The sequence below is a fragment of the Methylobacterium sp. BE186 genome, assembly GCF_031457035.1.
In the GTDB taxonomy this organism is placed as follows: domain Bacteria; phylum Pseudomonadota; class Alphaproteobacteria; order Rhizobiales; family Beijerinckiaceae; genus Methylobacterium; species Methylobacterium segetis.
In genome coordinates this window covers 18,957-32,458 of record NZ_JAVDVV010000028.1, presented here as the reverse complement: position 1 = coordinate 32,458, position 13,502 = coordinate 18,957, and the positions used below count along the sequence as shown (strand labels likewise).

General features: G+C 64.8%; 16 protein-coding genes and 1 pseudogene. 4 read left to right on the top strand and 13 right to left on the bottom strand.

Annotated elements, in window-relative coordinates:
* The first annotated feature begins 424 nt into the window (after nt 1–424).
* On the top strand, nt 425–655 hold the full coding sequence (locus J2X36_RS22120; RefSeq protein WP_310353829.1) for a hypothetical protein: 231 nt from the start codon (nt 425–427) through the stop codon (nt 653–655).
* 485 nt (nt 656–1,140) lie between these two features.
* Here J2X36_RS22120 and J2X36_RS22115 read toward each other — a convergent pair whose 3' ends face one another.
* The 3 genes from J2X36_RS22115 to J2X36_RS22105 all read right to left on the bottom strand — a co-directional run bounded on the left by J2X36_RS22115 (nt 1,141) and on the right by J2X36_RS22105 (nt 3,070).
* Nucleotides 1,141–1,740: a phasin family protein gene (locus J2X36_RS22115; RefSeq protein WP_310353828.1), complete on the bottom strand. Its 600-nt coding sequence runs from the start codon at nt 1,738–1,740 to the stop codon at nt 1,141–1,143.
* 683 nt (nt 1,741–2,423) lie between these two features.
* Nucleotides 2,424–2,741 (bottom strand): integration host factor subunit beta, encoded by a 318-nt coding sequence (locus J2X36_RS22110; RefSeq protein ID WP_310353826.1) that lies wholly within the window; start codon nt 2,739–2,741, stop codon nt 2,424–2,426.
* A 92-nt stretch (nt 2,742–2,833) separates the two neighbouring features.
* A complete protein-coding gene (locus J2X36_RS22105; protein WP_310350033.1) occupies nt 2,834–3,070 on the bottom strand; it encodes a hypothetical protein in 237 nt (78 codons plus the stop codon).
* A gap of 482 nt (nt 3,071–3,552) precedes the next feature.
* Here J2X36_RS22105 and J2X36_RS22100 point away from each other — a divergent pair.
* A pseudogene (locus J2X36_RS22100) lies at nt 3,553–4,515 on the top strand (IS630 family transposase).
* Between the two features lie 68 nt (nt 4,516–4,583).
* On the opposite strand, the gene J2X36_RS22095 reads toward J2X36_RS22100, so the two are convergent.
* The 6 genes from J2X36_RS22095 to J2X36_RS22070 form a co-directional block, all read right to left on the bottom strand.
* Nucleotides 4,584–4,799, bottom strand: a complete 216-nt coding sequence (locus J2X36_RS22095; RefSeq protein WP_310353823.1) for a hypothetical protein — start codon at nt 4,797–4,799, stop codon at nt 4,584–4,586.
* Nucleotides 4,796–5,635, bottom strand: coding sequence for a sensor histidine kinase (locus tag J2X36_RS22090; RefSeq protein WP_310353821.1), 840 nt, complete (start codon nt 5,633–5,635; stop codon nt 4,796–4,798). The genes J2X36_RS22095 and J2X36_RS22090 overlap by 4 nt, the downstream gene beginning before the upstream one ends.
* Nucleotides 5,636–5,670: 35 nt before the next feature.
* The gene (locus J2X36_RS22085; protein ID WP_310353819.1) at nt 5,671–5,850 is read right to left on the bottom strand and encodes a hypothetical protein; all 180 of its coding nucleotides are present in this window, start codon (nt 5,848–5,850) and stop codon (nt 5,671–5,673) included.
* 231 nt (nt 5,851–6,081) lie between these two features.
* Nucleotides 6,082–6,429 carry a helix-turn-helix domain-containing protein gene (locus J2X36_RS22080; protein WP_310353817.1) on the bottom strand — a complete coding sequence of 116 codons (348 nt, stop codon included), beginning with the start codon at nt 6,427–6,429 and terminating at the stop codon, nt 6,082–6,084.
* The gene (locus tag J2X36_RS22075; RefSeq protein ID WP_310353814.1) at nt 6,430–6,723 is read right to left on the bottom strand and encodes a cyclic nucleotide-binding domain-containing protein; all 294 of its coding nucleotides are present in this window, start codon (nt 6,721–6,723) and stop codon (nt 6,430–6,432) included. It abuts the gene before it with no gap.
* 98 nt (nt 6,724–6,821) lie between these two features.
* Entirely contained in the window at nt 6,822–7,778 is a 957-nt protein-coding gene (locus J2X36_RS22070) for a helix-turn-helix domain-containing protein (RefSeq protein WP_310353809.1), read from the bottom strand.
* A 66-nt stretch (nt 7,779–7,844) separates the two neighbouring features.
* Between J2X36_RS22070 and J2X36_RS26940 the strand changes: the two genes are divergently transcribed.
* Nucleotides 7,845–8,150 (top strand): DUF6894 family protein, encoded by a 306-nt coding sequence (locus tag J2X36_RS26940; protein WP_405029838.1) that lies wholly within the window; start codon nt 7,845–7,847, stop codon nt 8,148–8,150.
* A 304-nt stretch (nt 8,151–8,454) separates the two neighbouring features.
* On the opposite strand, the gene J2X36_RS22065 is transcribed toward J2X36_RS26940, so the two are convergent.
* Nucleotides 8,455–8,808 carry a hypothetical protein gene (locus tag J2X36_RS22065; protein ID WP_310353807.1) on the bottom strand — a complete coding sequence of 118 codons (354 nt, stop codon included), beginning with the start codon at nt 8,806–8,808 and terminating at the stop codon, nt 8,455–8,457.
* Nucleotides 8,809–9,887: 1,079 nt separating this feature from the next.
* On the opposite strand from J2X36_RS22065, the gene J2X36_RS22060 reads away from it, so the two are divergent.
* Entirely contained in the window at nt 9,888–10,136 is a 249-nt protein-coding gene (locus J2X36_RS22060) for a DUF6894 family protein (protein ID WP_310353806.1), read from the top strand.
* Here J2X36_RS22060 and J2X36_RS22055 read toward each other — a convergent pair.
* From J2X36_RS22055 to J2X36_RS22045, 3 genes are all read right to left on the bottom strand, one after another.
* The gene (locus J2X36_RS22055) at nt 10,133–10,246 is read right to left on the bottom strand and encodes a hypothetical protein (RefSeq protein WP_310353804.1); all 114 of its coding nucleotides are present in this window, start codon (nt 10,244–10,246) and stop codon (nt 10,133–10,135) included. The genes J2X36_RS22060 and J2X36_RS22055 overlap by 4 nt on opposite strands.
* Before the next feature lie 135 nt (nt 10,247–10,381).
* Entirely contained in the window at nt 10,382–11,890 is a 1,509-nt protein-coding gene (locus J2X36_RS22050; RefSeq protein ID WP_310353803.1) for a LuxR C-terminal-related transcriptional regulator, read from the bottom strand.
* Nucleotides 11,891–12,329: 439 nt separating this feature from the next.
* On the bottom strand, nt 12,330–13,364 hold the full coding sequence (locus J2X36_RS22045; protein WP_310353801.1) for an IS110 family transposase: 1,035 nt from the start codon (nt 13,362–13,364) through the stop codon (nt 12,330–12,332).
* Nucleotides 13,365–13,502 lie beyond the last annotated feature (138 nt).

The following is a 13,502-nucleotide window of genomic DNA, read 5'->3' as shown; positions in this document are numbered from 1 at the left end:
GTGGCAGCCTCGGTTGGTCCTGAGCCCCATAACCAGTGGCTAGGCGGCCAGATTGAAAGTTCTGAAGATGTCAGTTCGCTGCGTGTAGGCTGTGCGTTGGTATATTCCGACAGCATGTCTTCGAGTTCTGCAGGCCCAATCATATCCGCTCCTCAGCGGCTATGTTGCACCGCACAGTAAAAACACGAACCCTGACTTGATGGTTCCTCGCCTGCGTCAGATTGGGCGTTCAGGAAACCTGAGCCCTGCCGCTGACCGGTGCAAGGCGAGGGTCGGCCGACCTCATGGATAAGGGAAGCTGAAGATCAAGCGGGGCCGTCCGTCGCGTTCACAAGGGCACGGGCTTTGCCATAGGTGGGTGCGCCCCGGCTCCAAGGATGCTCCACGGGCCATCCAAACCCATCAACATCAGACGGAGACCGGAATGCAGGCGCCTTGGGCTGCCTACAACGTCTTTCGCCGCAAGCAGCAACCAGCCTTGTGTTGCGCCGTTCGCCAAGACTGGCCTGTGCCATCGTTCGTCAATGGCGAGACTTGGGATTTCGGCGGCACGGTCAGGGCTGCGGAGTTCACACTCGCGGGCTTTCAGCCTGCGGCAGCGAGCCAAGCCATGCGGCTGACCGGCTACTACTTGTTCCACGCTCTGGATGCCTAATGGAAGCCACTGATTTGAAGAAGCCGGCTGCGGATCAGGCGAGCAAAGCCCCTCTCCCGATCTGCAGCCGGCCCAGCAAGGTAAGCCCGTCCAAGGCTCAGCAAGACAATTCCACTGATTGGACAAAGTTCAGGGCGCCCAAGCTGTAACACGGCCTCGGTGCCCCCCTGAGAGATGACAGACGCCAGCCCGTCGGAAGTCGAACTGCTTGCCTTCGCGACCGAGAATGCGGAGCTACGCCTTCAACTCGCTGAGGCGCAGGAGCACTGCATCGAGATGGCTGTCGATGCTGGGTATCTGTAGGCCGAGATCGAGGCGCTGCAGGCCCAGCCCGCGGAGGCTGAGCACGAGCGCGACGAGCGGCGCGCCGCGAGGCGCCGGAGCCTGTGCGACTGAGAAGAAAGAAAAGGGCGGCCGTAGCGACCGCCCCTCTGGCTCGTGATGAACCCAGGATTGTTGCGCCTCAGGTTCAATGCGTCTGCGCCTCAGCGAACGATCGTCGGGGCCTGCGCCATGCTGGCGAACGCCTTGCCGGCCTCCTCGACGGCGCGCGCCGAGGTCTCCGTGATGGAGCGGCTGTCCTGAACGATGTGCTGCAGGCTCTCGCGGGCCACCTCGCTCTGGATCGCCGCAAACTCCTGGACCGACTTGGCCTGGGTGAGCTTGTTCACCCCGTCGAGGTTGCGCTGCCACTGCCGTTGACCAAGCTCGAACCAGTGTCGCGAGGCATCCTGGAAGGCTTGGGTCAGAACCGTGCCACAGCGTGCGACCGCCTCCATATTCTGCTTCGACTGGCGGGCGAGACGCTCGCTATCCTCGCCCGTGAAGCCCAGCGTCTTCGTGAAGCGCTGTGCAGCCTCACGCGCCTGCTGCGAGGCCGTCTCGACGCTACGCTGCACGACCTGCTTGGTGTTCTCGGTGGCCTGCTGCTGCAGATCGGCCATCTTCTTCACGCCGTCACGAGCGGCATCAGCGAACTGCTTGCCCTGCTCGGCGGTCTGGTTGAGGTTCGCCTTGGCCGTGTCGGCAGCCTTGTCGCTCTGCTCGGCCTGCTTGCTCTGATTGGAATTCTGATTGAAGGCCATCCTGGCTTCCTTCCCTGTGGATTATGAATTTAGAGCGCTTACGAATGAGATTTTAAGCGCATCTACTTGAAGGCGCGAAGCAAAATCGTATATCTATCGCACTGCACCTAAGTCATACTTTGTGCATCAGTTTCAAGGTTGGCAGTCGCATTTAAATATGATTTTATTTTCATTGATGACATTCAAATGTTATAGCCTTGACGCAACCCCATGATCGCACTGCACAACGTCGATGCGGACGTGAAATGACTGGGCGCCTGAACGCGTGTGAGACTGCGTTCGCCTCGTGCCAGAGCTATTAAGGGCCGGCCATGTGCGACCAGTACGCACGCCCGCGCGCGCGAGGGGCGGTCGCACAAGGCGCGAGCTTGGCAGGCTGCCTGCGGTGGTGCGATCTCACCCTGCTCCACGGAGGGCCTGAGGCCGCTCTCACTTCCGCTCTATAAAAAAACGCGCGCGACCCCTCATCAGGGCGGCGAGTGTTTTTGGCGGGCTGCTCACTCTTTGGCCGTTCTCGGGGCAGCGCCGCAGTCTCAAACATTGCCCTGTAGGGTCATGATACCAGCGCCCCCTCGCCGATTGGACGTTATGGAGCTGCTCCGTTCGCAGAGGCGCGTGTATGGGAGTGGGGTCGCCGGCCGCGGCGCCATCGAGAGGGTGACCGAGCGCAGCCGCGGGTTCCTTCAGCCTACCCGACGCAGCTCGGGCAGAGCGTCAGACATCTCGGGGTTCAGCCGCTGCCGGATCTCCTTGCCGGCCTTGAAGTGGACGGCCTTCTTCTCCTCCACGACCACGCTCTCGCCTGTTCGCGGGTTGCGGCCTTCACGTCCCCGCACGGTCTTGATCGAGAAGGCCCCGAAGCCGCGGAGCTCGACCCGGTCGCCGGCTGCAAGGGCATCCTCGATCCGGCCGAGGATCGCGTGCACGATGGCCTCACGGTTTTGCTCGGAGAGGTGCGGGTTCTGCGCCGCGAGGCGGGTGACGAATTCGGAGCGGACCATAGGCAGCCAGAGACACGATCGGTCTGGGGCGTTCAAGCGCACGTGCGAGGCCGTGCGAAGGTCGCGTGAGGGCGTTTATGGAAACGGTCGCTTCACGGCTCAGGCGTCGTGAGCTGCGCGATCCTGTTGAGGATGAGCTGCCGATGCACGTTCCACTGGGCCAGGGTGCCTACGAGCACGTGCAGGAAATCCCGGGCGAGGTTCAGGTCATGCCCGTCCTTCTTCAGGCGCGCGATCAGTGCGACCTGATCGGCGATGCGTGTCTCGCCTTCGGCAATATGCCGGTCGGCTTGGGCGAGATAGACGCGCTTTTCCTCTAGCTCGGACATGGCGCAGCCTACGCCCTTCCGAAGAGCCCGTCTCAGAGCTGTGCGGGACCGCGCCGAATTCGCATAATCCCCGCGCTTCCCTTTGCGTAAGCCGCTTTATGGAAACGAAAATTGCCCCTCCGGACAGTCTCCGGAAGTGCTCGTCCGCGCCGCACGGGCCACGCCAGCCGAGGGCCAGTCGCGCCGGCCTCCGTGCGGCCTCGCGGGCGCGCCGCTCGACTAAGGAATTCTATGCGCCGGCCGCGCCCCCGTTCGGAGGGGCCGCCGGCATTCGGTGTTTCGCGCCACCGCCGAATGGGCGAGCCCCCTGATGCGCTCAGCAGACTGCCCAGGATCTTAGGGCAAAAGACAGAGGTGTCTTTAACCTCGAAGGCGCCGACCGCTCGCCATAGCTCGCAACAGCCATTCGCCAACTAGAGCCGGTCCCGCGCCGCTTGAGACGGGTTAGCGGGTAGCGCGTTGGTGGGTGAAGGAGCTTGCTCATGCCTTCACCTCTGTCTGTGGACCTGCGCGAGCGTGTCGTGGCCGCCGTGGCGGCGGGTGCCTCTTGCCGTCGCGTCGCAGCCCGCTTCGGGGTCAGCGTGTCGAGCGCCAGCCGCTGGTCGGAGCGCTTCCGCAATGAGGACCAACTCGCCTCCAAGCCGATGGGCGGCGATCACACCTCGAAGCGCATAGAGGCGCATGCCGGGCTGATCCTGAGGATCTCCAAGCAGGAGCCGCGTCTTTTCCTGCGCGAGGTGCGCGACCGGCTGGCTGAGCAGGGCATCCAGACCAGCACGAGCGGCCTGTCGCGCTTCTTTGCCCGCCACGGGATCAGCTGGAAAAAGGGGCGACGTATGCAGCTGAGCAGGAGCGTGCGGACGTAAGAGCGGCCCGCGAGGCGTGGTTTGAGGCGCAGCCCGAGCTTGATCCGGATCGGCTGGTGTTCCTGGATGAGACGGCGGCTGCCACCAACATGGCGCGCCGCTATGGTTGGGCGCTGCGCGGCGAGCGCTGCCGGCTCGCAGCCCCGTTGGGCCACTACAAAACCACCACCGTCACCGCCGCCCTGCGCACCAGCGGGCTGTGCGCCACTGCGCTATTGGACGGTCCCACGAACGGCCAAGCGCTTTTGCAGCTACGTCACCGAGACCCTGATCCCGGTGCTGCAGCCGGGCGACATCGTCGTCATGGATAACCTGCCAGCCCACAAGGTTGCGGGCGTGCAGGACGCGATCGAGGCCGCAGGAGCGCGGCTGCTCTACCTTCCGTCCTACAGCCCTGATTTCAACCCGATTGAGCAGGCCTTCGCAAAGCTGAAAGCGCTGCTACGCAGCGCGGCCGCCCGCACGATCCCGGATCTCTGGGCGGCGATCCGTCAGGCCTTCACGCGCTTCACTCCGCAGGAGTGCCGCAACTACCTCGCCGCAGCCGGCTACGAAAACGACTTGGCCGTCGCTACCTGACCGGGAACAGCTCTAGGTGTTACGGAACGCCTCGCGATGCGAAGTCAGTGACCTTGCGCGTGATCTAGTCACTCAGCTTCGGGAACGCTGAGGAGAAGTGAGCGGTACGCCCGTGCAAGGACGAGCGTCCGGGTGATCTCGGCCAGCACCTGCTGGGCGTGCACCAACGCCTCCTCATTGCCCACAAGTCCGGCAATCAGATAGTTCTGCCGCGCCTGACGCTGCTCCGCCTCGGCGACCTGACGGCCTGCGAGTGCAAGAGGGCTCTCAGTGAAGCCGGTCACCTGCCGGTCGTCCGGCGCGTGGCGAGCGGCAGGTCGATGGGCCAGCACAGCTCGATCTCTGCACCGTCATAGCTCCCCTTGCCCCCGAGCACGTAGGGCAGCGCCCGCTCGATCAGTTCGCGGTCGTAGGCACGGCGGACAAGAGCCTCCTCTTCGGGCGGACCGAGGCCCTGCTCGATCCAGGCCAGCACCAGCCAGTGCCCTTCATCGCGTGTCTCGACCCGCCACGTCACTGTGAGACGCCCCTGCTCGCTGGCGAGTGCGCCGTAGCGGCAAGCTGTCGTGGTCAGCTCATGCAGCGCTATGGCGAGGCTCTGCACCACCGCCTTGCGGATGTTCACTTCTGGTCCTTCCAGCACGATGCGGTCCCGCAGGGCGGGCCCGAGTGCGTCGAGTTCGGTCTCGATCAGGGCGCGCATGGTGATCGGCCGATGACCGGCGTGGGAGAGCAGGCCCTGCACGCGGGAGAGGGCGGCAAGCTGACCCGTGAACTGCTCCCGGAACGCCTCGCTCGGTCCAGCCCGCCGCATGGTCTGGTTGGCGAGCGACCGCACGACGGCGATGAGGTTGCGGGTGCGGTGCTGAAGCTCGGCCGCCATGCCCGCCTGTTGCTCGCGAAGCCGGAGTAGCTCGCCCTGAGGACTGCCCGGCTCCGGCAGGTTGGAGCCTCTGACGCCGTCCCAATCTAACAGCGAGAAGCGGGAGGCGTAGCTCGTCGCCCGCAGGATCTCCCAGGACCGATCGAGATGGGCGCGGCTGCGCTCGATTAGTTCTCGATCCTCGACGGTGGACCGGCAGGCGCGGACGAATGCAGGGATGGGGGCGGCTTCGTTCATCCGGCCCGTCTGCCATCTGTTCGCGAGGGCCGCCGTCACTTGGGTTGAGTTTTGTTGGCCTGCGACGACACCGCCGGTTCAGTGGGCTGGGCGACGGCCGGTAGCTTGGTTCGCTCCAGCAGCGCGCGGGACCTCTCGATGACCTCCTGCGAGGTCTTGATCAGCCAAGCGTCGTAGTGGGTGCCAGGCAGGCGCCTGTAAGGCGGTTCGGCCATGGACGGCACTCCTCGCGAAGCAGGGGGAGCGCACGTCACTCTCAGCCACCAGCGCCTACGGGTTCGGACCGGCTGGTGATGTCCTCACCCTGCGCCTTCTCGGCCCGGACGGCCAAGCGAAGCGGTGCAGATTTCTCGGCGGTCTGTGAAATGCGCTTCGAGGGCATAAAGCCGCTCGCCGACTGGGCGTTATGGAGCGAGCGACGATCCCATCGCCGTCCGCTCGGCAACTCAGCTCCGTGCAGCTCCAAAACCGTCGAAGCACAGGTAGGCCGGGTCGAACTCAGCGAAATCCTTGAGCGCCTGCACATCGGGGATGGCCACCCGCTGATTGCTCCAGGTGATCAGACCGCTGGTGCGCAGGCTCTGCAGCACGCGGTTCATGTGGACAGGCGAGATGCCGAGCGCATCGGCCACATCCGCTTGCGAGACGGGCAGCTCAAAGCTGCTCTCATCGGCCTGCCCGATCACCTGCAGGCAGATCAGTAGCTCACACAAGAGATGAGCCAAACGTCGATCAGCCGGACGGGCGTTGTTGACGATCCACTCGCGGGCCCGGCTCAGCTCACGCAGCGTCACTCACCAGATCGCCCGGCTCACAGCGGGGTAGAGGCTAATCAGCTCCATCAGCCTGGAGCGCGGGAGATCGGCGACCGAGCAGGGCGTGAGCGCGCCGACGCTCAGATCGCGTCCGAACGCACCCACATCGTGCATGGAGCAGAGGTCGCCCGGCAGGACGAAGGAGACGATCCGCCGTTGGCCGCTCGGCAGCATCTTATAGCGGCAGGCGAAGCCGCTCATCACGAGGTAGACGCGATCCGTGACGCCCCCGTGGACGAGGGCGCCGTTGATGATATCGCAAAGGGCCGGCAAGGGTCGGCGCTCAAGGGTCAAACTGTGGAGGGCGGTTTGCTCTTCGTTGGACAGCGTCCCAGCGCGTTCGAGCTTCAGCAGGAAGGGGTCCCCATCGGCTAGGCTGCCCTTGCACGACGACGATGCTCACTGGGCAATACGCCATAGGCGGACCTGAACCGGCGGCCGAAGTGGGTCATGTCCGAGAACCCCCAGCCATACGCGATCTCGCTCACCGTCCGGCCCATCTGCAACGGGTCCTCCAGCGCCTGTTGGCAACGAGCGAGGCGCCTCGCTTGGATGAGTTGCACGATCGACGTGCTCTCTTCAGCCAGGACCTCGTTGGCATATCGCACGCTGACCCCGGCTGCGTGCGCGACCGTGCTGGCGTCAAGAGTTCGGTCAGCCAAACGCGCTTCGACCGCGGCCCGCAGCCTCGCGCGGACAAGTGAGCGGGCAGACGACGTGCGCAGCCTTTCCTCTCCCATCGTCCTACCGAGCGAGAGGGTGATCAGATCGAGCAGGTGAGGCTCAAGGAGTTCTTGAGCCGCCGAGCCCAACCCGTCCGTGTGGAGCGGCAGCATCGCAAGGTTGGCAGACAGCAGGCGGTTCTCGGGCGTGTATGGCTTGACCGATCGCGCCGTCATCTCCCGCATCTGCCCGAGGCGCGCTTCCATGAGCCGTCGTGGAACCTTCAGAATGAGCACCTCGGAGTCTTCCGAAAACCGTGCCTCGTATTGCAAGCGCGGGTCGATCAGCGTGATATCCCCCGGTTCCAGCACGACTTGGCGGCTGTCTTGCTCGAGAGCGATGTGCCCTCCAAGCTGCCGACAGACGAACAGCTCGTCGGTGTTCGCGTGTGCGATATGACGGCGTGTGTGGCTGACCGCCATCGCCGAGTTCTGGAACAAGACGAGGCCGATGGCACCGACCGAGCCTGAGCGAAGCTGAGCCCGAAACGTATTCCGGCACTTCGGCGTGGAGGCGTGATCGGCGACATCCTTCCGGGCAACGCTGAGCCAGTAATCGAACCGATCCCGCCGATGGACGTGCTCTGTCGAGAAAACGGTCTTCATCGTGCCCCCGCCGGTTCGAATAGCCGACGATGAGCGCTGCCCCAGCCGATCCGAGACCTCACCGTCATGGTTGATATGGGCCTGAATGGGCTGAAGGCACCCGGCTCCGCCGGATCAAGGCGGGAACATCGCGTGCCACGATACTTCTTCGACACACACGACGGTCACACCCTCCAAGACAATGAGGGGCTGGTTCTTTCCGACCTCAGCCGCGCTCGCGCCGAGGTGCAGCGTGTGCTCTGCGAAATGGTCGCGCGTGAGTCATCGCACACGAACGCGATCCAAATTCGAGTGGATGTGCGGGACGAAAGCGGGAAACGCGTCTTAACGGCGACGCTCCTAGCGGTGATTGAGGAGCCCCCTAAACGGTAGCCCGGCATACCAAGGATCGTTTCGTCGCGGTTGCCCCCAGGGTCTCTCCAGCGCGCCTGCGTTCCAGCAGGTCTTGTCCTAGCGGAACGCTCCGAAGCCACCGGAGCCCGCTATCGACCAGCGCCTCGATCGCGGGCGCACTCGCATCTAAGATCCTTCTGGGACGATCATGCGTCTCGCGCAGATCTCAGCTTGTCCTCTGGGGTATACCGCAGTGGACAACGATGTATTCAGCGTATGGGCCGGGTGTTCCCGCCGCTGAGGATCTGCGGTGGTGTCGAAGGGACGTGCGCTCGCCCGGCCGTCATGATGCACGCCCGACATCAAACCACACGCTCTCCAGCACCATTGCGCGCCAATCCGAGGATGCCGGATCCATTTGAACGACGTGCATGATGGCCTCATCCACTGCATCAAGGCCGCCGGCTGCATGGATCGCTGCACCGAGGCGGTGCAGTTCTGCCCAGTGAGCAGCTCCAACCGGGTCGGCGGAACAGCCGAAATCTGGGCCGAGCTGTGCCCTCCCGGCCTCCCGCCAGGTCGTGAGTGATCCTCCGTCGCGAACAGCGCTGAACGTTAGACCAACCTGCTCGCTCTCAATGATGGTCTGCAGCAAGGTGTCGGTCTCAATTTCGGCGGTAGAGACTGCATGTCTCATCGTGGTCTCCTGAACCCGCCTAGCAAATACATCCATCAGTGATGCCGTCCGCCATCTTGCTGTGGCGGCACGTCCAGTTCGGCTTCGGCTGACAGGGCGGAGAAGCGGATGCTCTGAGGAAACGCACGGCTCGCGCACTCGGTGTCATCGGCGGATTGCCTGCAAGCCGCACCCATGCTCGGATCAAGCCTGTGGGGCATGAAGCCACCCGATCCGAATGCGCGGCTGATTTGCATCACACCACGTCAGATTGCGTCCGCTGAGGTTTACCTCAACGAACACAATCTCACGTAGTCCCACGCGCGTGAGCGGGTCTGCGTCGCTACTGCACGACGTGAGCAGCGGGCCAAGACAGCAGCGCCGCACGCCCCACAGGCTGTCTGGTTGTTCGTCCAGTCTTGGCAGGAAGCCGAAGGCCGCCAATCTCTCAGATCGATCGAGGCTCGCACGTCGCTCGGCAGCATCGCCGGCTGTGGCGTGCCGTTCTGATGGAGGGACCGGTGACGCACCTGATGCAGTCAGTCCGCTCGTACTACGGCCATCTCTGCTGGCGGATCGCAGCATCAGCCGCGAGGCACGAAGCCGAGGCAGAACGCTTGCGAGCAGACCTCATGAAACAGCCCGGAGCAAGGAGCGCGAACGAGCGCCAGTCCGCGGGCTAGGTCTCGAACTGGATCGTTCCAGTAGGCTTTCAGATGCTCCCTGCGGCGCGTTCCAGAAGCCTGGAAACCACTCTCTTGGAGCCGCTTTGGAACGCTCCGCCAGGGCAAGCCCTAGTGGAACACTGGCACCCGCCGTAGGCCCGCTACCTTGGATCGGCCCGCCGCCGTCTTCCATCTATCATCGCGACACAGCGTCTGCAGGAGCCGCTCGCAAAAATTGTTGCGCCACGTGGAACCAGATCGCATCCTCCGCGTTCCGCGCGTGCGAGGCCCGAGATGGGCTCACCAGTTGGGCGCCGGCCACTCGGTGTCCGGGGTCCCTTGTAGGTCAGAAAAGCCGACGGATTGTGCCATCTCGGCCGATCCGGGCGGTGTCGGGCGCTCTACTTTTGGTCACCCGATTTGGGCGAGCGATGAATGCCGCGGTACTTCTTCCACATCGACGAAGGACGGCACCACACCGACACAGTCGGGGTTGAACTTGCTGGTTTAGAGGCAGCCAGAAGGGAGGCCCTGAAGATCATTGGCGAGTTGATGATCGACAATGCGCTGGGCGACATTTGGTCCGGCGGAGAGTGGGTCATGACGGTTGCCGATGAAACCGCACGAGAGCTGTTCACCATTCGGCTCTCAACGTCTCAACGGAACGGTGCAGGTTCCGCTTAGGCTGTCTTTGTGCGGCAACACTCACTCGGCTTTAGGCCATAGGCGGCTTTGAACCGGCGGCCGAAACGAGTCATGTCCGAGAACCCCCAGCCATAGGCGATTTCGCTCACGGTTCGGTGCGTCTGCTACTCGCGCCGTGGCGGCTGCGTCAGCTCACGGAGTTCGAGGCGGGGTACCTCTCGCGTTCGCCGGCTGTCCCGGGGCCTAGAGCAGCCTGCTTCCTGCGGGGGGCGCCGGGCTGCGGCCTAGTCGCCGTCCTGGAGGGCGGGGCGTACGCCAGCTTCGGTCGCGATGAGCACGGCCTCGGACAAGGTGTGGGCGCCGAGCGCTTCCATGACCCGGGCGCGGTAGATCTCCACCGTTCGGGGGCTCAGGCCCAGCGTGCGGGCGATGCTCTTGTTGGTGCCGCCCCCGAGCAACCCCTCCAGCACCGAACGCTCGCGTGCCGACAGAGACGCGATCCGATCATGGGACTCGTCGCGCGCATGTGTCCGCTCCGCCGCGTCGCGGATTTCGGCCAGCGCTGTCTTGACCGCGAACAGTAGCACCTCCGATGTCCAGGGCGCTTCGAGGAAATCGACCGCCCCCGCCTTCATGACGCGGACCCCGAAGCCGGCGTCGCCACCGCTCGCACCGACCGCCACCACGGGCAGGTGCGCGCGTGCCGCCTTCAGCTCGCCTGTGAAAACTAGGTCGTCGGCTTCCATCAGGTTGAACACGACGCAGCCGGGCATCAGCGAGGCCGCAATCTTGAGGAGAGCCTGACCGCTCGCAAAGGCTCGCACCTCGTACCCGGCGGCCTGCAGGGCATCGACGAGGCCGCGTCGGGCGTCATCTCCGACCGCGACCACGTAGGTGCGCAGGCCGGTGTCGGTGGTGATGTCCTGCGCGATGCCGCCCGCTGACCGGCTGCGTCCGTCAATGCCTGGGATCGGGAAGAAGGTGTCTCGGATGCGGCGCACGGCGCGGTCGGAGGCGCGCAGGATACGGTACTTCAGGACCAGCGTCTCGCCGCGACCGACCCGCTCCAGCGCTCGCGCCGCGCCGTCTTGGTCCTCCGGGTGGACGCTCGCGAGCCAACTCGCGACATCCGGCATGTCCTCGGGAGGCATGCCCCAGACCTGCGCGAAGGCCGGGCTGAGATAATCGACCTGTCGGCTCTCCAGGTCGACGAGCCAGAGCACGTTCGCCGAATGCTCGGCGAAGCGCCGGAAGCGCTCCTCGGTCAAGCGCAAGGCACTCACCTTCTGCAGGCGGTCGATCACCGGCCCCAGGATGGTGGCGTAGGTGCGCAGGAACTGGGTGTCCTCGTTGCCGAAGTCGCGCGGTTCGGTCGCGTCCACCTGCAGCAGGCCGTACGCCTTCCGGCCCGGCACGAAGATCGGCACGTTGACCAGTGCCACCACGCCAGCCTCCTTCATGAACTCGGGGACCTCGAAGCGCTCCTCCTTGCGGATGTCCTGCGTGAAGACGGGCTTGCCTTCCTTGATCGCGAAGGTCTCGGAGGAGTGCTCGCCCATCGGCAGGCGCAGCCGACCAACGATGCCCGGATCCCAGCCGACGCCGGCGCGTACGAGCAGGCTTTGCCCGCCCTCCTGGATCTCCAGGATCTTGGCGCGATGGATGCCGAGGGCCTCGCCCACGAGCCTGCAGGCTTCAGTGAGGACCTCGTCGAGGTTCTCGCTGCGCAGGGCGAACTCGCCGAAGTCGGCCAGCACCTGCTGGCGCTTCATCATCTGCTCTTGGCTGGGCATCGGAGCTCCCCGGCACAGAGCGATCAGGCGCTGGTCAGCGAAGAACCGTAGCTCGGACCCTGCGCAGCACCTCAGCCACTTGTGTACGCCCGAGCCAGGGCTGGGTCCAAGCCCGTTCCATCTGCAACGGGTCACTTCAAGGCATCTACCTGAGCTGCGCTAAACGTCTTGTGTGGATGGCTCCCGCGTTGCAAGGGGGTCTCTGAAGGCTGGCGGGCTGGTCGGGTGCCGTCTTGTGTCCGGCCTGTTCGCGCGGTCATCGACCGCTGGCCCTGATGGTTTCCGCGGATGAGGTCCCATTCTGCTTCGCGGGCTTCGACGCCCTTGACGTTTAGCGGGTTGTCCTCGTCCCCGGTCTGACCGGTGCGCCATCACTTCACAGGGTCCTGGCAACCTCCTTCGCGCGGTACCGCGCTTGAACGGATCAGGGATTTCGCCATCAGGCCGTGGCCACGCTGGTCACCGGCATCCGGTAGACCTCGCCACGCACCATGATGGCCCAGATCGCCCGCGCCGTGCGGTTGGCCATCGCGACCGTGACGACCCGCACCGGCTTGCGGGCGAGCAACGCGTTCAGGCGCGGGTCGGCCGCGCTAGGATGGTGCTTGTTGCGCCGGACGAGCGAGGTCATGCCGGTGACGAGAAGCCGGCGCAGGTACTGGTCGCCCATCTTTGAGATCCGGCCGAGCCGTTCCTTGCCGCCGCTGGAGTTGTTGAGCGGTGTCAAACCCAGCCAGGCCGCAAACTGACGCCCGGAGCGGAAGTGGCTCGGATCAGTGACGGTGGCGGCCAGCGCGGTCGCGCCGAGCAGGCCGACGCCGGGTACGGTGGCGATGCGTCGGGCGAGATCGTTCGAGCGGTACCAAGCCAGCAGGTCGCGTTCGAGCCGGTGGATGCTGTCCTGCACCGCGATCGCCTGCTCGGCCAGGGCGCCGATCACCTTGGCGGCCAGCTTCGGGACCTCGTGCGCCTCACCGGCGATCGCACGCCGTACGAAGGCGAGGGCGTGCGGGAGACCCTTCGGGATATCGATGCCGAACTCGGCCAGCAGCCCGCGGACCATGTTGACCAACTGCGTGCGCTGCCGGACCAGGAGATCGCGCGTCCGATGCAGAGACAAGGCTGATTGCTGCTCGACCGATTTGATCGGCACGAAGCGCATGGTCGGGCGCGTGACAGCCTCGCAGATCGCCTCGGCGTCCGCCGCATCAGTCTTACCGCGCTTTACGTACGGTTTGACGTAGGCCGGCGGCATCAGTCGCACCTCGTGACCGAGGGCCGTGAGTTCGCGCGCCCAATGATGGCTCGTGCCGCAAGCTTCCATGCCGATCAGACAGGGCGGGAGCTTGCGGAAGAAGGGCATCACCTGCGCCCGCCTGAGCGCGCGCCGGACGAGAACCTCGCCCGTGCAACTGATGGCGTGCACTTGGAAGACGTTCTTGGCCAAGTCGATGCCGACGGTCGTGATCTCCATCGTCGTGGCTCCAAGCTCCTGCTGCATGACAGCACCTTCTTGGCGCCGCAGCGCCGGGAAGCGGGAGCCATCCAGCCCATCTGCTTCCTCGCACCTTGAGCCTCGAAGCGGACAGGCTGCTTACGGCCAAAAAGTCCC

Coding starts and splice junctions, on each gene's coding strand:
- J2X36_RS22120 (WP_310353829.1), top strand. CDS start 425: ATGCAGGCGCCTTGGGCTGCCTACAACGTCTTTCGCCGCAAGCAGCAA.
- J2X36_RS22115 (WP_310353828.1), bottom strand. CDS start 1,740: ATGGCCTTCAATCAGAATTCCAATCAGAGCAAGCAGGCCGAGCAGAGC.
- J2X36_RS22110 (WP_310353826.1), bottom strand. CDS start 2,741: ATGGTCCGCTCCGAATTCGTCACCCGCCTCGCGGCGCAGAACCCGCAC.
- J2X36_RS22105 (WP_310350033.1), bottom strand. CDS start 3,070: ATGTCCGAGCTAGAGGAAAAGCGCGTCTATCTCGCCCAAGCCGACCGG.
- J2X36_RS22090 (WP_310353821.1), bottom strand. CDS start 5,635: ATGAACGAAGCCGCCCCCATCCCTGCATTCGTCCGCGCCTGCCGGTCC.
- J2X36_RS22085 (WP_310353819.1), bottom strand. CDS start 5,850: ATGGCCGAACCGCCTTACAGGCGCCTGCCTGGCACCCACTACGACGCT.
- J2X36_RS22070 (WP_310353809.1), bottom strand. CDS start 7,778: ATGAAGACCGTTTTCTCGACAGAGCACGTCCATCGGCGGGATCGGTTC.
- J2X36_RS26940 (WP_405029838.1), top strand. CDS start 7,845: ATGGTTGATATGGGCCTGAATGGGCTGAAGGCACCCGGCTCCGCCGGA.
- J2X36_RS22065 (WP_310353807.1), bottom strand. CDS start 8,808: ATGAGACATGCAGTCTCTACCGCCGAAATTGAGACCGACACCTTGCTG.
- J2X36_RS22060 (WP_310353806.1), top strand. CDS start 9,888: ATGCCGCGGTACTTCTTCCACATCGACGAAGGACGGCACCACACCGAC.
- J2X36_RS22050 (WP_310353803.1), bottom strand. CDS start 11,890: ATGCCCAGCCAAGAGCAGATGATGAAGCGCCAGCAGGTGCTGGCCGAC.
- J2X36_RS22045 (WP_310353801.1), bottom strand. CDS start 13,364: ATGGAGATCACGACCGTCGGCATCGACTTGGCCAAGAACGTCTTCCAA.